This window comes from Anaeromassilibacillus sp. D41t1_190614_C2, assembly GCF_015558525.1.
In the GTDB taxonomy this organism is placed as follows: Bacteria; Bacillota; Clostridia; order Oscillospirales; family Acutalibacteraceae; genus Anaeromassilibacillus; species Anaeromassilibacillus stercoravium.
Genome location: NZ_JADMOD010000010.1, coordinates 40,662 through 58,463 on the forward strand (window position 1 = coordinate 40,662; position 17,802 = coordinate 58,463).

Below are 17,802 nucleotides of genomic sequence, written 5' to 3' on the forward strand. Positions count from 1 at the left end.
CAGCGAAACAGCAATTTTACATATCCCGCGTGCCGCTTACCCCGCTTTCCGTATATATATGCTCCCCTTTATGAAAGGCACCTTTGAAAAAAAGCCTTCACACTTAGGGAAACCCATCACTATGCTCAAAAACTTTGCACATATATGCGTACGCCTTTATAATAAAGATGCCAAGCAGAAGAATCCATACAAAATTCTTTGGCAAGATATCAAATTTATTTTCTCTTTGCCTAAATGAAACATTTCTCCATATGTTTGAGAAATTTATCCATAAAAGGCATTTCAAATGATTGCCAGGTATTTTGAAAAAGAATCGCCTAGGCCATCGTCTTGCTATATTGGCGGGCGGGAATCTGCCCGCCCGCTTGCCCAACAGGCCATTTTTGTAAAGAGCGCCATGGAACCTCCCTTCCCAGAAAGCGGGAAGGCCCTGCCCGCAGCCCGCCCTTTCCCTGGCGATTTATCTTATCCTTATCTAACATGTTGCAAACCGCTTGACATCCTCTGGAACGCATGGTACCATAGAGCCGTGGTTAGCAGATGCTAATCAAAAAACGGATGCTGGTTGTAAGCCTACGTTGCGTTGATGGCACACGGGGCCATACGCACCAAAGCCAGCAAGAAGCGCCACTGCCCCGGCCGGTATCGGCCCCACAGAATTGTCAGGCTTTTGGAACGCTTCTTTTCCACTTGTTTTTTCTTTTTACCAATCAGTTAGCTATGACTAACCAATATTTAGGAGGGAACCCCATGGCGGATACGGTAGAATCCATTTTGGCGCGCAACTGCGCCCCGGTTCTCGCGGGAATGAAGCCGTCCAACCTTTTTTCCTGCCCTGCTTCCTGCAGCGCATCGCTCTCCGCCTACCGGTCACTCCTGGAAGAAAAGGGCATCCGGACATTTTCCATCTGTGCATGCGGCGCGCGCACCTTGACGCTGGTCTACCGCGAACGCCTGCTAAAACAGCAGCTCCGCCGCCCAGACGTCCAAGATTGCCTTATCCGGTTTGGCTATCCCGTCACCGAGGGGATGGACGCGATGCTCGCCTGGCTGCAACGCCGGGCCCGCCTGGAAAAAGGGTTCCCCCACGAGATCGGCTGCTTCCTGGGCTATCCTATGGAGGACGTGACCGGCTTCATCCGGGAAAAAGGCCGCAACTGCAAATGCTGCGGCATGTGGAAAGTATACGGCGATGAAGCATATGCGAAACACCTGTTTGAAAAATATGAGCAGTGTTCGCGGGCCTTGTGCAACCATTTGGAGCAAGGCGTGCCTTTCCTACATATCCTCGCCGCACTTCCCGCTGCATAAAACAGCATACCTGTATATAAGGAAAATCCGACAAACTTACCCGCGCGGGTGGGGAAGCATTCCCAACAGCGCCGCGCAGATCAGGAGGTTTTTGCTATGAGTAAAACAGCAGTGATCTATTGGACAGGCACCGGCAATACCGAGGCCATGGCGAACGCCATTGCATCCGGCATTGGGGATGCCGACGTGATGCCGGTTTCGGAGGCTGACGCTTCCGCCGTGGCGCAATACGACAAGATTGCGTTCGGATGCCCGGCCATGGGCGACGAAGTCCTGGAAGAAAGCGAATTCGAGCCCTTCTTTGCCGATGTAGAAGGTAGCCTTTCCGGCAAGAAGGTCGCGCTCTTCGGCTCCTACGGCTGGGGCGACGGGCAGTGGATGCGCGATTGGCAGGACCGTGTCTCCGGCGACGGGGCGCAGCTCTTTGAAGAGGGCCTAATGGCCAACGGCGCGCCCGACGAAGCCGAATGTGAAGCGTTTGGCAAGCGGTTCTCTGCGTTTTAAGTGGGTTTCTCTTTGTATCCCATTTTTTGGAAAGCCGCCGGATGCCAACCGCATCCGGCCCCGCTTCCGCTTTAATATTGCGATCAAGTGTCATCACAAATTGCTTATAGGGTACTCCATACGGGACGGCTGCCGGGTGCCTGCCGCATCCGGCTCGGCGTCTCCTCTAACCTCTAACACCGCTTACAAGGTACTCCATACAGATATTTTCTTCCTTAGTCGCAGAGGCCCGGCAGACCCGCCGGGCCTTTTGCTTTCCCCAAGCTTTCCCGCGGGTTCCAGCTGGCCAGCGTGTTTCCTGTAATCTGGAAAAAATTTTAGAAACCTATTGACAAACGCAAGTTAGCTGGTGTAAACTAATATCCGCAGAAATGGGATTAGCGAGAGCTAACCCCTAATAAAATGTTTAAAAGTTAGCCTAATCTAACTTTAAAAGGAGTGACGGAGATGTTGGCAAAAGAAGCTGCTCTGCATACGCCTGTGCAGGAATCCCCCGCACCGGCCGCACAGGTCATGTTGATGCCGCTGGCCATGGCGGAAGCGGGCAAGACGGTGGAAGTGCATGCGATCCGCGGAAAAGATGAAGTCCGCCGCTTTTTGCAGAACCTTGGCTTTGCAGAGGGCGCGCAGGTTTCGGTCGTTTCTGAATTGAACGGCAACATGATCGTCAATGTAAAAGGGACCCGGGTGGCGATTAGCAAATCGATGGCCAGCCGTATCCTGACAGCCTGATTTCATTTAGGAGGGATCATCATGAGAACATTGAAGGAAGCAAAGTGCGGCGAGACCGTATCTGTGGCAAAGCTTACGGGCGAAGGTGCGCTCAAGCGCCGCATCATGGATATGGGCATCACAAAGGGCACACAGATTTATGTGCGCAAGGTTGCGCCTCTGGGCGACCCGGTCGAGATCAACGTACGCGGCTACGAGCTTTCGATCCGCAAGAGCGAGGCGGAAAACATTCTTCTGGAAGCATAAGGCGTTTGAATGCCGCCCTGCCTAGGGCGGCCCCACCCCAGACGGGCTGCGGACTTTCAGATGAAGGATGGAGCGGGAACGCCAAATGCGCAGGCCGCTTGCAAAGGCCCTGCCGCGGTATCCGACTGCGCAGCGCTTTGTTTTCCATCCAGATGATAAAAGGCCCATAAGTTAGCCATAACTAACAATTGTATCGAGGAGGAACATCGGAATGCAAATGAAAATCGCGCTTGCCGGCAACCCGAACTGCGGCAAGACTACCATGTTCAACGACCTGACTGGCAGCAGCCAGTATGTCGGCAACTGGCCGGGCGTCACGGTCGAAAAGAAAGAGGGCAAGCTCCGCGGGCACAAGGACGTCATCATCACGGACCTGCCGGGCATCTATTCCCTCTCCCCCTACACGCTGGAAGAGGTGGTCAGCCGCGACTACCTGCTCAACGAACAACCCGACGCCATCATCAACCTGGTGGACGGGACCAACCTGGAGCGCAACCTCTATTTGACCACCCAGATTTTGGAGCTGGGCATCCCTGTGGTTATCGCCCTTAACATGATCGACCTGGTAAAAAAGAACGGCGACACCATCGACACCCGCAAGCTCTCCGCAGCATTGGGCTGCGAGATCATCGAGACCAGCGCCCTCAAAGGCACCGGCTCCATGGAGGCGGCAGAGCGCGCCATCGCCCTTGCAAAGGCAAAAAAGGCTTCCGCCCCACAGCATGAATTCACCAAAACCGTTGAAGAAGCGCTTGACCATATCGCCAAGGCCGTACATGGCCAAGTCCCCGTGGCGCATGAGCGTTGGTATGCGGTGAAGCTGTTTGAGCGCGACGAGCGGGTCATGGCGCAGTGCAATTTCAGCGCCCAGACGAAGGATGCGTTGGAAACAGCCATTGCTTCCGTAGAAAAAGAGCTGGACGACGACAGCGAAAGCATCATCACCAACGAGCGCTATGCCTACATCGCCAAGCTCATGAAAAACTGTGTACATAAAAAGCGCTCTGGCCTATCGATGAGCGATAAGATCGACCGGGTTGTCACAAACCGCTGGTTGGCCCTGCCAATCTTTGTGGTTATCATGTTTGCCGTCTATTATATCACGGTGACAACCATCGGCACGATTGTCACAGATTTTATGAACGACACCTTGTTCGGCGAGTGGATTCAACCCACCGTGGGCGGCTGGCTGACAGCCGCTGGCGCTGCGGATTGGCTCAACGGCCTGATTGTAGACGGCATCATCGGCGGCGTCGGCGCTGTGCTTGGCTTTGTCCCGCAGATGCTTATCCTGTTTTTCTTCCTCGCTATTTTGGAGGACTGCGGCTATATGGCGCGCGTGGCGTTCATTATGGACCGCATTTTCCGCAAGTTTGGCCTTTCGGGAAAGAGCTTTATCCCGATGCTGATTTCCTCCGGCTGCGGCGTGCCAGGCGTCATGGCCACCAAGACCATTGAAACGGAAAAAGACCGCCGTATGACCATCATGACCACCACCTTTATCCCGTGCAGCGCCAAGCTGCCGATCATCGCGCTGATGTTCGGCTCCATGTTCGGCACGGAACAGGCCGGATGGGTGGCGCCGTTGTTCTACTTCCTCGGGGTTGCAGCGGTCATCGTCTCTGGCATCATCCTCAAAAAGACTAAGATGTTTGCGGGCGACCCTGCCCCGTTCGTGATGGAGCTGCCGCAGTACCATGTGCCCGCCCCGAAGAGCGTGCTGATCCATATGCTGGAGCGCGGCAAAGCCTTTATCATCAAAGCTGGTACGGTAATCTTCGTCGCCTGCGGTGTCGTCTGGTTCCTCAGCAACTTCGGCTGGGCAAGCGGCGGCGCCACCTTCGGTATGCTGGACATGGAGGACCCTGTGGTCAACCAGATGGACTTCAGCATCCTGGCTTACCTCGGCAACGCAATCGCCTGGATCTTTGCGCCGCTCGGCTTTGGCAACTGGCAGGGCGCTGTCGCCACGATCACCGGCCTGGTGGCAAAGGAAAACGTGGTCAGCACCTTCGGCGTGCTCTTCGGCCTGGCAGATGCAGGCGAAACCGACCCCGGCCTCTGGACGGCGGTTTCCACTATGCTTCCCACGATGGGCGCAAAACTCTCCTTCCTGGCATTTAACCTGCTGTGCGCGCCCTGCTTCGCGGCCATCGGCGCGATCAAGCGCGAAATGGCGAGCGCCAAATGGACGGCCTTTGCCATTGGGTATCAATGTGTCTTCGCCTATTGCGTGGCGTTGATGCTCTACCAGTTCAGCCTGCTCTTCTCCGGCGCCGGCTTTACCATCGGCTCCGCAGCGGCCATCATCATTCTTGCGTTGCTGCTCTTCCTGTTGTTCCGCCCGGACCCGAACCGTACCGCGGAACTCCGCCGCCGTTCGGCAGCGGCAAACGCATAATCCCCCCTATGAAAGGAGCGGTTTTATGGTAACCTTCCTCATTGCAGCGGCACTCGCTGTCCTGTTTGGCCTGGCCATCCGCCATTTGATAAAGCACGGCACATGCGATTGCAGCAGCAAAGGCGGCTGCAACGGCGGCTGCGCCGGTTGCTCGCATTGCTGCCATGGTGCGGAACAATCCCAGAAGCACAAAGCAAGCTGACCATCGCGCATACGCCCGTATAGAAAGAAAGGGGCCTCTTCCATTGCTCTCTTCAGGAAAAAAACGCTATCTCTTTATCATCCATGAGTTGGGCCAGAATGGAAACGCGGTCCACTCCAAGGACATCGCCTCTTCGCTCTCCGTCAAGCAGCCCAGTGTTTCGAAAATGCTCAACGCCCTGGCGGAAGACGGACTGATCGAAAAGGAGTACTACGGCGCCGCAACCTTCACGCCGGAGGGGGCGCGCCTCTCCAACAAGCTCTATACCGACTATCTCCTGCTGTTTTCCTTCTTCCGGAAACAGCTGGGCCTGTCTGAATCGGACGCGCGCCACGATGCAATCGTATGCCTGTGCGACCTGTCCGATGCCGGTGTACAACGCATGGCCTCCGCCGTGTTGGACTGCGAACCGTGCAAACAAACACAAATTTAAGCCATTCCCAACCTAAGATCGAATCCCAAACAGGGCGGCGCGGATGTAATTCCGCGCCGCCCTGTTCCCATTCCCCCGCCGGCGCCCTTTCTGACGGGGCACCGTCCACCGGCCCTCGCAGCGCCCGGCAACGGCTTGACATTCAGCCAAAATGCCAGTAAGCTAAATTTATCAACAACCGGCCGGGCCGGGGGAGGAGGGAACGCTATGCCGGAGTGTGTCCGCCGCGGGTTTGTCCCCACAGACGCGCGCGACTTTCAGGGGGATTCCCTGCGCCTGCTCCAAGAGGCGCAGGCCGACGCCGCCTACCTGTTGAACCGGGGATACGAGCTCGAACGGGCCGTCTCCTTTGTGGGCGACCGGTTCCAATTCTCGGCGCGGCAGCGCATGGCATTGATCCGCGCCACCTCCTCCCGCTGCGATATTGCGCTGCGCCGGAAGAAGGAGATCACCGGCTCCCTCTCCCGGAAAACCCTGTGGCTGGACGGTTTCAACGTGGTCATTCCTCTGGAAGCGGCCTTGTCCGGCTCAACCGTCCTGCTCTGCATGGACGGCACAGCGCGCGACCTCTGCGGCCTGCACGGGAGCTACCGCCTGATCGACAAGACGGATCTCGTGCTTGCATTGCTCTTTGATGCGCTTGCACGCCTTGCACCGGAACGCGCCGTCTTTGTGCTCGACGCTCCGGTCTCCAACTCCGGCCGTCTTGCCCAACGCATCCGCTCCTTCGCGCAGGGCTGTGGGTTCCCCGCGGAAGCCACGCTCGTCCCCAACGCGGACGCCCTGCTCTGGGACAAGGACTGTGTCGCCACGGGGGATGCGATCATCCTCAACCGCTGCGGCGGTTGGGTCAATCTATGCCGGGACATCATCGAAACCGCCTTGCCGGGGTTCCGTTTCACCGACCTGTCCGGCAGGGCAATCCAATAAAAGGGGGAACCACTTTGGGAGAGCTCGCAAAACTGCCAAACATCGGGAAAGTCTTAGAGGCACAATTGGAAGCGGTGGGGATCGCCACGCCGGAGGCGCTGCGCGAAACCGGGAGCCGCGCAGCGTGGCTGCGCATCCGGGCCGCCGACCCTTCTGCCTGTTTCCACCGTCTATGCGCTTTGGAGGGCGCCCTGCACGGCGTGCGCTGGCACGCGCTGGACGGGCCGGTCAAGGCGGACCTAAAAGAATTTTATCAGTCCCACAAAGGGCTGCAATAGGAGGAATCCGTATGGATGGAAAGCAAATGATCCATGCGCCGGCAATCGCCGCGGGAGGAAGGCCATGACCCGGCGCGAGCTGGCAGAGCTCTGCCTGGCCTTTCCCGATTCTTACGAAGACGCACCCTTCCACGACCCCAACTGGACAGTCATCCGCCACCGGTCCAACCGGAAGTGCTTTGCGATGATCTATGAACGCGGCGGCAATCTCTGTATCAATTTGAAATGCGACCCGATGCGGGCTGATTTTCTCTGCAAGGTTTACGAGGGGATCGACCCCGGCTACCACATGAATAAGCAGCATTGGATCACCGTCATCCCAGATTCGGACGTCCCTTTGGATGAGCTTTACGACATCCTGCGGGAGAGCTACGAGCGGACGCGCACCCATCCGCGCCGCACCAAGGAAGAGGAGGGAGAAGCAACATGACTGAATTGGAGACCATGCAGCGCGCCAAACAGTATATACATAAGCTCGCCAATGGCATCGACCCGCTCACGGACCGGCCGTTGCCCCACGACACCGTGCTGCACCAAGTGCGGATTTCCCGGTGCTTCTTCTATGTAGAAACGCTGATCGACCGCGCCATCGAACAGGAAAGCCACCCGTCAAAGCGCGCAAAAAAAGAGTTGCCCCCGTTCTCTCTGACGCCGGAACAAAAACAACAGGTCCTACTGGTCCACAACCCGATCCCCATCTCCCAGTTTGTGCAGGCGGCCAACGCCGTAGCCGACCTCGACCATATGCAAAAGCTGAAGGCCACAGACCTGACCGCCTGGCTGGTGCGGAAGGGCTTTTTGCAGGAGGTCATCCGGAACGACAAACGCCAGAAGGAACCGACCGCCAATAGGAACGCCATCGGCATCACCTCCGAATGGCGGCAGGCACACTCGACCGGCGCGCACTATCTGGCCATCCTCTACAACTACGGCGCGCAGCAATTTTTATTGGACCATTTGGAATCGGTCTTTTCGGAGGAGTCTGTTCCCACCGAGTAGGTAAAGAAGATCAAATAAAAGGGTTCGGGCAACCAAACAAGGCTGCCCGAACCCTTTTATGTAAGTCTTTTTATTCGATTATTCCGCCATTTTCCCATAGGTAGAAAATGGGCCCTACAAATGCAGGAAAACGCCCAGCCGTTCGATAAGCCATTTATAACCGGTGGACGCCGCTGCGCCACACATCGAAAAGCTTACCGCTCTTTCATTTTCGCAAGCGCTGCATCATAGGCAGCCTTGGTCCGGCCGTCAAAACAGACCATCTCCACCACTTCAATGGCCGTTCCGCCCTTCCCATATTCCAGGATGGTGCGCACCGCGATCTCCGCTGCCTGTTCCAACGGGAAATGGTATACCCCGGTGCTGATGGAGGGGAACGCCACCGTGCGGCACCCATTCGCCTCCGCCAGTTCCAGGCAGGACCGGTAGCAGCTCTCCAGGAGTTCCGCCTCATGGCTCCCGCCCCCGTTCCAGACCGGGCCCGGTGTGTGGATCACATATTTGGCGGGAAGCCGGTATCCCTTCGTGATCTTTGCCTTTCCCGTCTTGCATCCGTGCAGCGTGCGGCATTCAGCCAACAGCTCCGGTCCGGCCGCGCGGTGGATCGCGCCGTCTACCCCGCCCCCGCCCAGCAGCGAAGTATTGGCGGCGTTGACAATGGCGTCCACCGGAAAGGTCGTGATATCTCCACGTACGATTTGTAAGTCCATAGGTTCTCTCCCCCGTCGTTTTCCTCCATTGTATCCCCTCCGTCGGAAAAAAGCAATTTCCTCTTGCCGATTGCCATATTGAAAAATACTGCCAAACGCGGTATCATAAAGGAAAATCGCCGGGATGCCCGGCAGTAAATTTGGAACACACCGGTTTGGGCGGTGTGGGTCTTGTTAAGGTCAGCCGTAAGGCTGTACGGGAGGAGAAAGCATGGCCAATAAAATCATTCTCAGCGCAGACAGTACCTGTGACCTGAGCCCGGAGCTAAAAGAACGTTACCAAGTGCAGTACTTCCCCTATCACATCCTTTTGGATGGGCAGCAGTATATGGACGGCGTGGATATCCAACCGGAGGATCTTTACCGCACCTACCGGGAAAAGAAGCTGCTTCCCAAAACCGCAGCGATCAGCACCATGGAATTCTATGAATATTTTAAACAATGGGTGGACGAGGGCTATGAGGTCATCCACATCAACCTGGGATCGGCGCTGTCCGCCGCCCACCAGAACTGCCGCCTTGCCGCGGAGGAATTGGGGCACGTCTATGTGATCGATTCATGCAACCTTTCCACGGGCATGGGACTTCTGGTGATTGAGGCAGGGCGGCGCATTGCCCGCGGGATGTCCGCCAAAGAGATTTATCAGGAGGTCTCTGCGCTCACCGCGCATTCCCACGCCAGTTTTATCCTGGATACCCTGGAGTTCATGCACGCGGGCGGCCGCTGCTCCGCTGTGACGGCGCTCGGCGCCAACCTGCTGCGCCTGAAACCCTGCATTGAGGTGGATAACCTTCGCGGCGGCGCGATGAGTGTCGGCAAAAAGTACCGCGGCAGCTTGGAAAAAGTGCTGCCGCAATACACGCGGGACAAGCTGGCGGACCGCGCAGACCTGGTGTTAGACCGGGTCTTTATCACCCACTCGGGGATTTCCCAAAACTACATCGACCTCGTCCGCAGCACCATCCAGCAAATTGCGGACTTCCGGGAAATCTGCGTAACCCGCGCAAGCTGCACCATCTCCTGCCACTGCGGGCCCAACACGCTGGGGGTCCTCTTTTTGACCAAGTGACATACGAATTTCCAAACAGGCCGCTCTCGGGGACCCGGGGACGGCCTGTTTTTTGTCCCCTATGTGTTCCAGTGTCCGGTAACCGGCCGAACTTTTTGCGCCCCCTATTGCATCCCCAAAAAATTCATTATATTCATTTTCAATATACCTTGACAGATGAGGTATATTGTATTATATTATAGCTCAGAAAGGATGTGAGCAGGATTGTCCATCACGGCCGATATGATCCGTGGGCATACGGACACCATCATTCTGCGGCAGTTGATCGAAAAGGACAGCTATGGATATGAAATCAACAAAGCCGTGCAAGAAAAAACCGGCAACCAATACGAACTCAAAGAGGCTACCCTCTATACGGCATTCCGCCGCCTGGAACAGGCCGGGCTGATCCTCTCCTATTGGGGGGATGAAACCACGGGCGCCCGCCGGCGCTACTACACCATCACCGAGGAGGGTCGGGCGCAGTACCAAGCCGCTGTTGCGGAATGGGCACGCACCAAAGACCTGATCGACAAACTGATTTTGTGAAAGGAAGGCTATCATTTATGATTGACCGAATTCGCGCCTATCTGGAGCACGCCTTCGCGGACGCTCCCAAAACCCGCCGGGTTGAGGATCTCCGCGAGGAACTTTTCTCCAATCTGGTGGAAAAATACAACGACCGCCTGCGCCAGGGGATGTCGGAAGAGGATGCTTATAATGCTGTGATCCGCAGCATCGGCGACATCGACGAGCTGATCGACAGCGTACGCGGCCCTTCCCCTCTTGAACCGCCCCCTATGCGCGAATCGAGCATACGCGCCCTGCGCACCGCCATTGCGGTGGCGCTGTATATCATGAGCCCGTTTATGGTGATCTTGCTCCGCGGCCCTTGGGGAATCGGGGCAATGTTCCTCTTTATTGCCGCTGCAACAGGCCTGCTCATCTATAACAGCATGACGAAACCGCATTATGCCCGCGCGGACGACACGATTGTCGAGGAATTTAAAGAATGGCATGTGAAGAACGACCGGCAGCGCGACGCTTTGAACGCCTTTAAGGGCGCTTATTGGAGCATTGTCGTCGGGATCTATCTATTCGTCAGCTTTCTCTTTGGCATCTGGAGCTTTTCCTGGATCTTGTTTATCATGGCAGCGGCAGTGGAAAATATTATCAAGGGTGTCGTCGCCCTGAGGAGGTAGAAACATGGGCAAGACCGCAGCAAAAGTTTCCATTGGTATTTGGAGCCTCGTATTCGTGCTGTTTGCCACACTCTTTGGTTACCTGTGGTACAATGGCGGTTGGGGCGGGCTGTTTCTGCCCTTGCGAGGTTGGTATCACAACAGTTCGTATCAGACAGTCCATGAGCAAACCTTTACAGACCCTGTCCAATCCCTGGACCTCCGTTGGAATGGCGGCGACGTTTCTATTCGCTCCAGCAGCAGCTCCGAAATCAAAATTGTGCAAAAAGGGGTCAAAAACACGCCGGAAGAGCAGTTTTTCCAGGCATCCGTCCGCGACGGTGTTCTGACGGTTACAGATGGCAGCACGACAGCTGGCCTTGCGATCGGCCCATTCCCCTTTTCGATCGGTTCCGATTTGGAGGTCTACCTGCCGGAAGAAACCTATGACGCCCTGTCCCTGGAAACCACTGACGGCGACCTTTTCTTTGACGCCCTGCAAGCAGAACGCCTGGAAGTCCGCACACAGTCCGGGGACGCAGAGCTCTCCGGCGTCTATCAGGAATTGGCTTTTGCCTCCCACAACGGCGACTTTCTCTGCCGGGATGTCACTGTGGAGCAGTTGGCCTGCCAAACCACCAGCGGGGACATGGAGATCTCCGGGAAGCTCTCCCAGATCACGGCCACCAGCACGTCCGGCGACGTTTCGCTGCGCACCAGCCAAATGATTACCAGCGCTACGATACAGTCCACCTCCGGCGACGTGCTTCTCTTCCTCCCGGAAAACGACGGCTTTACGGCGCAGCTCCACAGCTCGTCGGGCGATCTGATCTGCGCCTTCCCCGGGTTCCAGAGCGGCAACGAATTCCGCTATAAAGACGGCGGCGCATCCATCCGGCTGGATACCACCAGTGGGGATGCCTGCTTACTCTACGCATAAGGCCGCAATTTTGGGCCTCCATCCAGAGCCATCCCACCGGCAGATTTTTGCCGTGCGCTTTATTATTTTCGAATTTGCAATCATAAAAAGAGCAAATCATGGCATGCTTTAAAAAAATCCCACCACGGAGGAAACGGATATGAAATCCACCTTTTTACATGCCAATTTGAACGTCTTTGACCTGCAAAAAAGCCTCGCGTTTTATGACAAAGCACTCGGCCTCAAGGAACACCGCCGGAAGGAAGCGCCGGACGGCTCCTTCATCCTGGTCTACCTCTCCGACGGCGCCACGCCGTTTGAGCTGGAGCTGACCTGGCTGCGCGACCGCACCGAGCCCTATAACCTGGGCGACAACGAGATCCACCTCGCCGTGCGCGTGGAGGACAAGGCCGCCGCGCATGCCCTGCACGAAGAAATGGGCTGCATCTGCTTTGAAAACCGCGCGATGGACCTCTATTTCATCCACGACCCCGACGGCTACTGGATTGAAATCCTGGACCGTTGATCCAACCGCAATAGGAAACGCCTGCTCCATATGGGGCAGGCGTTTTTGCTTCCAGGAGTCAGGAGGAGCCCCCAAAGGGACAACCGCCGTTAAAAGCCATCCTGCATGCAAAAGCGCTCCCATGCCAGGTGCTGTATGGAAAGGAGACACAACCACACAGGATTTTTTCCATCTGGATTTTCGGCCTAAATCTCCCTGTAAAATTTGTGCAATTTGCAAATAGAACTCTATTTATTCTCTTTCTATAATATAATCAGACGCAAAATGGCCATCTATTCTCTGATCCTGCAACTCCAGACGAGGGGGACGATATCTGTGACCTGGAAAAAAACAGCTTTGCCAGTGCTTGTTTGCCTAGGGCTGCTTACCCTGTTTTGCTCCTGCAACTCCTATCCGGATGATTCGCTCTATCAGGCGATCTTGGAGACGGACAACAACGCATCCCCCCTGGTAGAATACCATTATCCAGCCGGCATCCCAAGGACCGTATCCGAAATGCCCGAAACCGCCGCACTGATTGTCCGGGGGACCTTCTTGGACGACGCACAGGGAGACATCACGTATTTGGACGAGGTGCTCGATCTTGGCCGCGGCGCTGCACCCGGAGAGCGGAGCGTCCTTTCCGCACAGACGACCTCCACATTTGAAATCACCAAGGTTATCCAGGGGGATCTTCAGGTGGGCGACCAGATCAAAGTTGCGGAGCCCTATTATGTGGACAACCAAGACGGCGTGGAAACCATCAAACGGTCACCGGGATGCTCTGAACTTTACGCGCCTTCTGAGCCAGGGAAGGAATATCTGTTCTTTTTCGACGATCCATTCGACCAAGGAGAGGAAGCTGGAATATACTTCCCTCTTTGGAATGAATTCGGCCGGTATCCGGTCATTTATCCCTTGAGCTGGGATGCGCTCTCCATCCCCTCCATGACAAACGAAGAGCTGAGCCTGGGCGAAGGAGACGCATCCGCCTATAAAGACGTCTACCGGCAGGTAGTGAAAAAATTCATGTGGTAACACCATATCAGCAATAAAAAGGCGGGCGATGCAGGATCATTTTCACTGCATCGCCCGCTTGTTCCGTTCTGCGGCATTTTCTAACGTTTACTTCATATACGTTGGCGGCGGGCCAAAAGGATTTTCCCCGCCCGGCGCATGGAACACCAGCCCCAGCTCTTCCGGGCTAACCTGGCCCGTCTGAATGGCGCGGTCCCGCAGGTAAATATAAAGCTCCGCTTTGGTTGCTTCGTAATACGGGTTCACAAAGAATACGCCCACGCCCAGGCAGAGCGTGCCCAACAGATACCACCCCAAAAAGGAAAGGTCAAGAAGGAAGATGTTGAGCTTCTCCCCGTCGGTCATCATCCGGCTGATGGTGCGCGCACGGTATCCGGGAATATGCGGGTTGTCGGAGAGGATGTATGGCACCATAAAATACTGATAGGATTTATAAATCCCGGGGATGAGCAACAGCAGCGACCAGAAAAATACATATAAGCCGGTGACAACCATCGCCGCCACTGTATTTCCATACCCGCTGCGGAAGCCGCTGAACAGCGTCTCGATCGACGTCCCTCCGAAATGGTTCTGTACGAAATAGCGCGCCTGCCCGACTTGGAAAACATTGTACACAAAGACCGCCAGCAGGAAGCCAAACAGCGCCAAGGCAACCGTCCAGGCATCCAGCCAATTCATAAAGTGTACATGTGTCGAAAAATTTTCCAAATCATGTGCGCCCCATATCCCCCAAAAGGACTCATATGTGTCCGCCAGGCGGCTGAGTGTATTTCCCAAGTTGGCAAGCCCCGACAGCAAAGACACCAGCAGGGCCACCACAAATGCGCGCCAATAACGCCCTGTCAGGGCAATCTTTGCGTTGGATTTCAGGATCTCCCTGCTCCACATAACGCATCCTTCTTTCTCTCCATGAAATTCTTCCACTTCCAACCCGAAGCCCGCTTTCGGTCTTTTCCCATCCAAAATCGATCCGTGCGCCCGTCCTTGCTGCCGCCTTTTCCCAGGAAAAGGCGGTCAAAGCGCGGTCGGCGTAGGGGGGTCTTGGTTTGCACCGGAATCCTCCGATGCCGGATCGTTCTTCCGATTGGCTTCGTCTTCCACCTGCCCTGCGCCAGCAGAAGCACTCCCCGTGGGCGCTGGCTGGGGATGTTTTGTCAAATCGGGGGCCTTGGGCCCGGCCTCTGGCGCCCCTGCCGAAGCCACATCATGCGGCGGGGCCTGGAAGATGTCCCGCGTGCCCGGATCTGCTGGATGTGCAGCCGCGGGCTCCGAAGGATGTTCCCATGGCGCCGGCGCCTGCGGTGCTGCCCCAGGATATCCAGGGGCATTCACGCCATATGGCGCATGCGGACCCGATGCATCCGGATTTTGCGCAGGCGCCGCGCCATACGGCGGATACGGGGCCGATGGATTCTGCGGAGGCGTGGCTCCGTACGGCGTTTGCCCCTGCGGAGGGTTGGGGTAGCTGCCCGGCATCGTCCCATAGGGCGGGTACCCCTGCGTGGGTGCGTGCGGCGGCACCGGCGCGCCCGGATACATCGGAGACGGCGCGCCATAGGAGGGGCCTTGGCCTCCCTGCGCCGGTTTTTGATAGGCCGCATACGCCGTATCCTGCTGCGGCACCCCGTACGGGGGTACCGGCGGGACCGGGTACAGGTTCAGCTCCCTGGGATCGAGCAGACCATTCTGGATGGCGCGCTCACGCAGGAAGATATACAATTCCGCCTTGGTCGCTTCGTAATACGGGTTGACGAACAGATGCCCCAACCCCAGGCAGAGCGCGCCCAGGAAATACCATCCCAGGAAGGACAGGTCGAGCACAAAGAGGGAACCCTTTTCCCCGCTGGTGAGCATGGTGCTGAGCTGGCGGGCGCGCGTCCCTTTGAGCTGCGGATTGTCCGCCAGCAGGTATTTGACAAATGTATACTGGTACAGCTTGATAAAATACGGGATGAACAACAAAAGACAGACGATCATCAGCAGCGACATCATGTAGGCGCCGCCGATCACAGCCACCAGACAGACGGCCATCAACGCGATCAGAATATAGAGCCATAAATCGATCAACAGGTCGGTGGTAAACATCGCGCCCACCGCTGTGGGATACCCGCGGCGGAACGCGCCGAAAAGATGTTCAAAGCGGCTGTCCCCAAAGCGGTTATGTACAAAATAGCGGCATTTTCCCATGTTTACCGGGTTGCTGACAAAGACGCGGAATGCCGTGCCAAAGGCAAAGGCCAACACGCCGATGGTCCCCAACAAGCCGATGACCACGCCGTCATACGCGCCAAAGCCATCCCCATAGGAATTGCCATAGGGGGCGTTGTATCCATGGTTAAATCCGCGCCCATAAGGGTCGCCCCATGGGTCCATGTAGCCGCCATATCCGCCAAAATCCCCGTAATAATCATAATAATATGGCTCGTCATAGGGGGTAATCTGCTCTTCAATGCTCGAAGCCGCCTCCCCAATCTGGCCCCAGCTCCAGGGATTAAGCCCTCCGGCGAACAGTTTCCCCGCCAAGAGGCTTGCCACCAACGCCACGGCAAACGCCAACCAATAACGGCCGCGCAGCGCCGTTTTGGCATTGGATTTTAAAATTTTTCGATCCCACATAGAAAACACCCTCTCTTCCCGATCAGATATAAGCGTTTGAACTACGCCGTTTTATGTATCAACCAGCCTATTGCATTCCCATCTAAAAGATAAAATGGATAGATTCATTATAAACATTTTCGACCCGCTTCGCAAGAACTATTGCAAATCCTTTCCTTTCCAAAAGAGGGAGGCTTTCCTATCCATATGCTCCCCAAAAGCCCGATAGACAGCAAAACGCCGCATCGGATGGTCCATCCGATGCGGCTATCTCATTTTTAACCTTGCGCTCCCTTCAGACGCCTGCGCACCAAGCGCGCTGCGCGGGAACCTTTTTCTTGCGTTTTCCCCCTGGGCCCGGCCACCCCACGGGCGGTGCGTGCAGCTGCAACGCGGATGCCCTCCTGCACGACCCTGCGGTGCATTTCGTCCAGCGCCTCGGACTGCCTCACAACGTTCGCACGGGCCGTCTCGAAGCCCACCGTGCGGACGACCACCGCCTTCTCAATCTGGGCCACCTGCTCCCCGGCAGCATCCTTGACGGACGCTTTCAAAATGGTCCTCTCCGGGTTCTCTGTTTGGACGCGGGCCACCTCCAGGTTTTTCCCAACCGCATAGGCCTTTCCATCCTCGCCTGTCAAGACGAGCTTGCCTGGCTTCGCAAGGCCGGATGCGGGCTTCACTTGGATCCCGTTTTCTTTCAGGGCTTCTTGCAAAAGCTGCCCATCGATCTTCTTATGCTTCATCATGGCTGTTCACTCTTTCTCCATCAGCCGCTTGCTGATAATGGCGGCCTGGTTGAACACGCACACCTGCGTCTCCACATAGGAGAGCTGCAATTGGTCGAAATCCGGTGTGCGTGGGAAGTCCAAATAGGGCTGCTCCGGCAAATGGAACGTCCCCACAATCAAATCAAACCGGTATTGCTTATAAAGATAATCGCAAAACGAACAGCGCAGTTTTTTGAAGCTGCTCCGCTCCACATGCGTTTTCTCTATCAAATAGTCGATCACCTGCGCATATTCCTCCACGAACCACCGGTAGTCGTCCAGCTTGCGCAGGTCTAAAACTGGGCCAGTGGGTTCAAGGACGCACTCCAAAACAGCGCGGTTGTGTACATCCTCCCCGAATTTCCGGGTCGGCCTTGTCGTCCACCAGCGCGCCAAAGAGACATCCAGATAAAAGTATACCCCATTCCCCAGCCAATGCTCATCGTTTGCCTTAACCCGGAACGCGCCTGCCAAAATTTTCTCCGCCCGTTCCCGGTCGGTACCATGGTATGCTAAAAACCGCATATGTTTCACATCCCCACGTTTCTCCTTTTTTATTATACCATCTTTTTTCCACATTGCCAATGCTCCAATCCCGCCGGGTTCCCCCTCCGTTCCTCTCGCCGGGCAGCCGTTTTTATGGTTTTGTCGTCTTTGTTATAGTATATGGCGCTTTATGAAAAGAAGCGGCGGCACATTTGCGCTATAATACCAATAAAGGCGGGCGTTAGCCCATGCAGGAACCGCGCGGAGCCTCCTACGCCGCCGGGGATATGGAATCACGCGCCCTGCCTTCCACGCGCCTTTTTACCGTCCTGTAAATGCGTTTGGTTTTCAAAGCCGCCATACATTTCTGATGTGTACAAACAAGCCCCAGCCGCTTTGCTGGGCAACCATAGGCGCTACAATGGGCACTGTGTGTTTTTCGCGGGCACACAGTGCCCACATTCCGGCCTTAAATGCATAGGATGGGCAGCGGAGAAGGAAGGGACGTTCGGAT

Annotated in this window: 22 protein-coding genes; 17 read left to right on the forward strand and 5 right to left on the reverse strand. The window is 56.1% G+C overall.

Annotated elements, in window-relative coordinates; all coding sequences use genetic code 11:
- The first annotated feature begins 750 nt into the window (after positions 1-750).
- From I2G69_RS08930 to I2G69_RS08980, 11 genes are all read left to right on the forward strand, one after another.
- Positions 751-1,311, forward strand: a complete 561-nt coding sequence (locus I2G69_RS08930; protein ID WP_172749724.1) for a DUF3793 family protein — start codon at positions 751-753, stop codon at positions 1,309-1,311.
- A gap of 96 nt (positions 1,312-1,407) precedes the next feature.
- Positions 1,408-1,815: a flavodoxin gene (locus I2G69_RS08935; protein ID WP_087234459.1), complete on the forward strand. Its 408-nt coding sequence runs from the start codon at positions 1,408-1,410 to the stop codon at positions 1,813-1,815.
- 447 nt (positions 1,816-2,262) lie between these two features.
- Positions 2,263-2,547 carry a FeoA family protein gene (locus I2G69_RS08940; protein WP_243254931.1) on the forward strand — a complete coding sequence of 95 codons (285 nt, stop codon included), beginning with the start codon at positions 2,263-2,265 and terminating at the stop codon, positions 2,545-2,547.
- A 21-nt stretch (positions 2,548-2,568) separates the two neighbouring features.
- Positions 2,569-2,793, forward strand: coding sequence for a FeoA family protein (locus I2G69_RS08945; protein ID WP_191405529.1), 225 nt, complete (start codon positions 2,569-2,571; stop codon positions 2,791-2,793).
- Between the two features lie 211 nt (positions 2,794-3,004).
- A complete protein-coding gene (gene feoB, locus I2G69_RS08950) occupies positions 3,005-5,194 on the forward strand; it encodes a ferrous iron transport protein B (protein WP_195560665.1) in 2,190 nt (729 codons plus the stop codon).
- A 25-nt stretch (positions 5,195-5,219) separates the two neighbouring features.
- Complete coding sequence (locus I2G69_RS08955; RefSeq protein WP_140400375.1) at positions 5,220-5,396, forward strand: FeoB-associated Cys-rich membrane protein; 177 nt, start codon at positions 5,220-5,222, stop codon at positions 5,394-5,396.
- Positions 5,397-5,439: 43 nt separating this feature from the next.
- A complete protein-coding gene (locus I2G69_RS08960) occupies positions 5,440-5,829 on the forward strand; it encodes a metal-dependent transcriptional regulator (protein ID WP_087234453.1) in 390 nt (129 codons plus the stop codon).
- 207 nt (positions 5,830-6,036) lie between these two features.
- The gene (locus tag I2G69_RS08965) at positions 6,037-6,759 is read left to right on the forward strand and encodes a DUF434 domain-containing protein (RefSeq protein WP_087234451.1); all 723 of its coding nucleotides are present in this window, start codon (positions 6,037-6,039) and stop codon (positions 6,757-6,759) included.
- A gap of 14 nt (positions 6,760-6,773) precedes the next feature.
- Positions 6,774-7,037: a TfoX/Sxy family protein gene (locus I2G69_RS08970; RefSeq protein ID WP_087234449.1), complete on the forward strand. Its 264-nt coding sequence runs from the start codon at positions 6,774-6,776 to the stop codon at positions 7,035-7,037.
- Positions 7,038-7,101: 64 nt separating this feature from the next.
- Positions 7,102-7,467 carry an MmcQ/YjbR family DNA-binding protein gene (locus tag I2G69_RS08975; protein ID WP_191405525.1) on the forward strand — a complete coding sequence of 122 codons (366 nt, stop codon included), beginning with the start codon at positions 7,102-7,104 and terminating at the stop codon, positions 7,465-7,467.
- The gene (locus I2G69_RS08980; protein ID WP_195560666.1) at positions 7,464-8,036 is read left to right on the forward strand and encodes a hypothetical protein; all 573 of its coding nucleotides are present in this window, start codon (positions 7,464-7,466) and stop codon (positions 8,034-8,036) included. The genes I2G69_RS08975 and I2G69_RS08980 overlap by 4 nt, the downstream gene beginning before the upstream one ends.
- 194 nt (positions 8,037-8,230) lie before the next feature.
- Here the strand turns inward: I2G69_RS08980 and I2G69_RS08985 are convergent, their stop codons facing one another.
- Complete coding sequence (locus I2G69_RS08985) at positions 8,231-8,746, reverse strand: O-acetyl-ADP-ribose deacetylase (protein ID WP_087234443.1); 516 nt, start codon at positions 8,744-8,746, stop codon at positions 8,231-8,233.
- A gap of 211 nt (positions 8,747-8,957) precedes the next feature.
- Here I2G69_RS08985 and I2G69_RS08990 point away from each other — a divergent pair, with 211 nt between their 5' ends.
- From I2G69_RS08990 to I2G69_RS09015, 6 genes are all read left to right on the forward strand, one after another.
- Complete coding sequence (locus tag I2G69_RS08990) at positions 8,958-9,815, forward strand: DegV family protein (RefSeq protein WP_087234441.1); 858 nt, start codon at positions 8,958-8,960, stop codon at positions 9,813-9,815.
- Between the two features lie 204 nt (positions 9,816-10,019).
- Positions 10,020-10,343 carry a PadR family transcriptional regulator gene (locus I2G69_RS08995; RefSeq protein ID WP_087234439.1) on the forward strand — a complete coding sequence of 108 codons (324 nt, stop codon included), beginning with the start codon at positions 10,020-10,022 and terminating at the stop codon, positions 10,341-10,343.
- Between the two features lie 17 nt (positions 10,344-10,360).
- Positions 10,361-10,996, forward strand: a complete 636-nt coding sequence (locus I2G69_RS09000) for a permease prefix domain 1-containing protein (RefSeq protein WP_087234437.1) — start codon at positions 10,361-10,363, stop codon at positions 10,994-10,996.
- A 4-nt stretch (positions 10,997-11,000) separates the two neighbouring features.
- Positions 11,001-11,915, forward strand: a complete 915-nt coding sequence (locus I2G69_RS09005) for a DUF4097 family beta strand repeat-containing protein (protein WP_195560667.1) — start codon at positions 11,001-11,003, stop codon at positions 11,913-11,915.
- Between the two features lie 139 nt (positions 11,916-12,054).
- A complete protein-coding gene (locus I2G69_RS09010; protein ID WP_087234433.1) occupies positions 12,055-12,420 on the forward strand; it encodes a VOC family protein in 366 nt (121 codons plus the stop codon).
- Between the two features lie 315 nt (positions 12,421-12,735).
- On the forward strand, positions 12,736-13,437 hold the full coding sequence (locus I2G69_RS09015) for a hypothetical protein (RefSeq protein ID WP_195560668.1): 702 nt from the start codon (positions 12,736-12,738) through the stop codon (positions 13,435-13,437).
- An 87-nt stretch (positions 13,438-13,524) separates the two neighbouring features.
- Here I2G69_RS09015 and I2G69_RS09020 read toward each other — a convergent pair whose 3' ends face one another.
- The 4 genes from I2G69_RS09020 to I2G69_RS09035 form a co-directional block, all read right to left on the reverse strand.
- The gene (locus I2G69_RS09020; protein ID WP_195451022.1) at positions 13,525-14,325 is read right to left on the reverse strand and encodes a DUF975 family protein; all 801 of its coding nucleotides are present in this window, start codon (positions 14,323-14,325) and stop codon (positions 13,525-13,527) included.
- Between the two features lie 126 nt (positions 14,326-14,451).
- The gene (locus tag I2G69_RS09025; protein ID WP_237967033.1) at positions 14,452-16,053 is read right to left on the reverse strand and encodes a DUF975 family protein; all 1,602 of its coding nucleotides are present in this window, start codon (positions 16,051-16,053) and stop codon (positions 14,452-14,454) included.
- 257 nt (positions 16,054-16,310) lie between these two features.
- Positions 16,311-16,781 (reverse strand): hypothetical protein, encoded by a 471-nt coding sequence (locus I2G69_RS09030; protein ID WP_191405628.1) that lies wholly within the window; start codon positions 16,779-16,781, stop codon positions 16,311-16,313.
- 6 nt (positions 16,782-16,787) lie between these two features.
- Positions 16,788-17,327, reverse strand: a complete 540-nt coding sequence (locus I2G69_RS09035; protein ID WP_191405629.1) for a hypothetical protein — start codon at positions 17,325-17,327, stop codon at positions 16,788-16,790.
- Between the last annotated feature and the right edge of the window lie 475 nt (positions 17,328-17,802).

Coding starts and splice junctions, on each gene's coding strand:
- I2G69_RS08930 (WP_172749724.1), top strand. CDS start 751: ATGGCGGATACGGTAGAATCCATTTTGGCGCGCAACTGCGCCCCGGTT.
- I2G69_RS08935 (WP_087234459.1), top strand. CDS start 1,408: ATGAGTAAAACAGCAGTGATCTATTGGACAGGCACCGGCAATACCGAG.
- I2G69_RS08940 (WP_243254931.1), top strand. CDS start 2,263: ATGTTGGCAAAAGAAGCTGCTCTGCATACGCCTGTGCAGGAATCCCCC.
- I2G69_RS08945 (WP_191405529.1), top strand. CDS start 2,569: ATGAGAACATTGAAGGAAGCAAAGTGCGGCGAGACCGTATCTGTGGCA.
- feoB (WP_195560665.1), top strand. CDS start 3,005: ATGCAAATGAAAATCGCGCTTGCCGGCAACCCGAACTGCGGCAAGACT.
- I2G69_RS08955 (WP_140400375.1), top strand. CDS start 5,220: ATGGTAACCTTCCTCATTGCAGCGGCACTCGCTGTCCTGTTTGGCCTG.
- I2G69_RS08965 (WP_087234451.1), top strand. CDS start 6,037: ATGCCGGAGTGTGTCCGCCGCGGGTTTGTCCCCACAGACGCGCGCGAC.
- I2G69_RS08975 (WP_191405525.1), top strand. CDS start 7,102: ATGACCCGGCGCGAGCTGGCAGAGCTCTGCCTGGCCTTTCCCGATTCT.
- I2G69_RS08980 (WP_195560666.1), top strand. CDS start 7,464: ATGACTGAATTGGAGACCATGCAGCGCGCCAAACAGTATATACATAAG.
- I2G69_RS08985 (WP_087234443.1), bottom strand. CDS start 8,746: ATGGACTTACAAATCGTACGTGGAGATATCACGACCTTTCCGGTGGAC.
- I2G69_RS08990 (WP_087234441.1), top strand. CDS start 8,958: ATGGCCAATAAAATCATTCTCAGCGCAGACAGTACCTGTGACCTGAGC.
- I2G69_RS09000 (WP_087234437.1), top strand. CDS start 10,361: ATGATTGACCGAATTCGCGCCTATCTGGAGCACGCCTTCGCGGACGCT.
- I2G69_RS09005 (WP_195560667.1), top strand. CDS start 11,001: ATGGGCAAGACCGCAGCAAAAGTTTCCATTGGTATTTGGAGCCTCGTA.
- I2G69_RS09010 (WP_087234433.1), top strand. CDS start 12,055: ATGAAATCCACCTTTTTACATGCCAATTTGAACGTCTTTGACCTGCAA.
- I2G69_RS09020 (WP_195451022.1), bottom strand. CDS start 14,325: ATGTGGAGCAGGGAGATCCTGAAATCCAACGCAAAGATTGCCCTGACA.
- I2G69_RS09025 (WP_237967033.1), bottom strand. CDS start 16,053: ATGTGGGATCGAAAAATTTTAAAATCCAATGCCAAAACGGCGCTGCGC.
- I2G69_RS09030 (WP_191405628.1), bottom strand. CDS start 16,781: ATGATGAAGCATAAGAAGATCGATGGGCAGCTTTTGCAAGAAGCCCTG.
- I2G69_RS09035 (WP_191405629.1), bottom strand. CDS start 17,327: ATGCGGTTTTTAGCATACCATGGTACCGACCGGGAACGGGCGGAGAAA.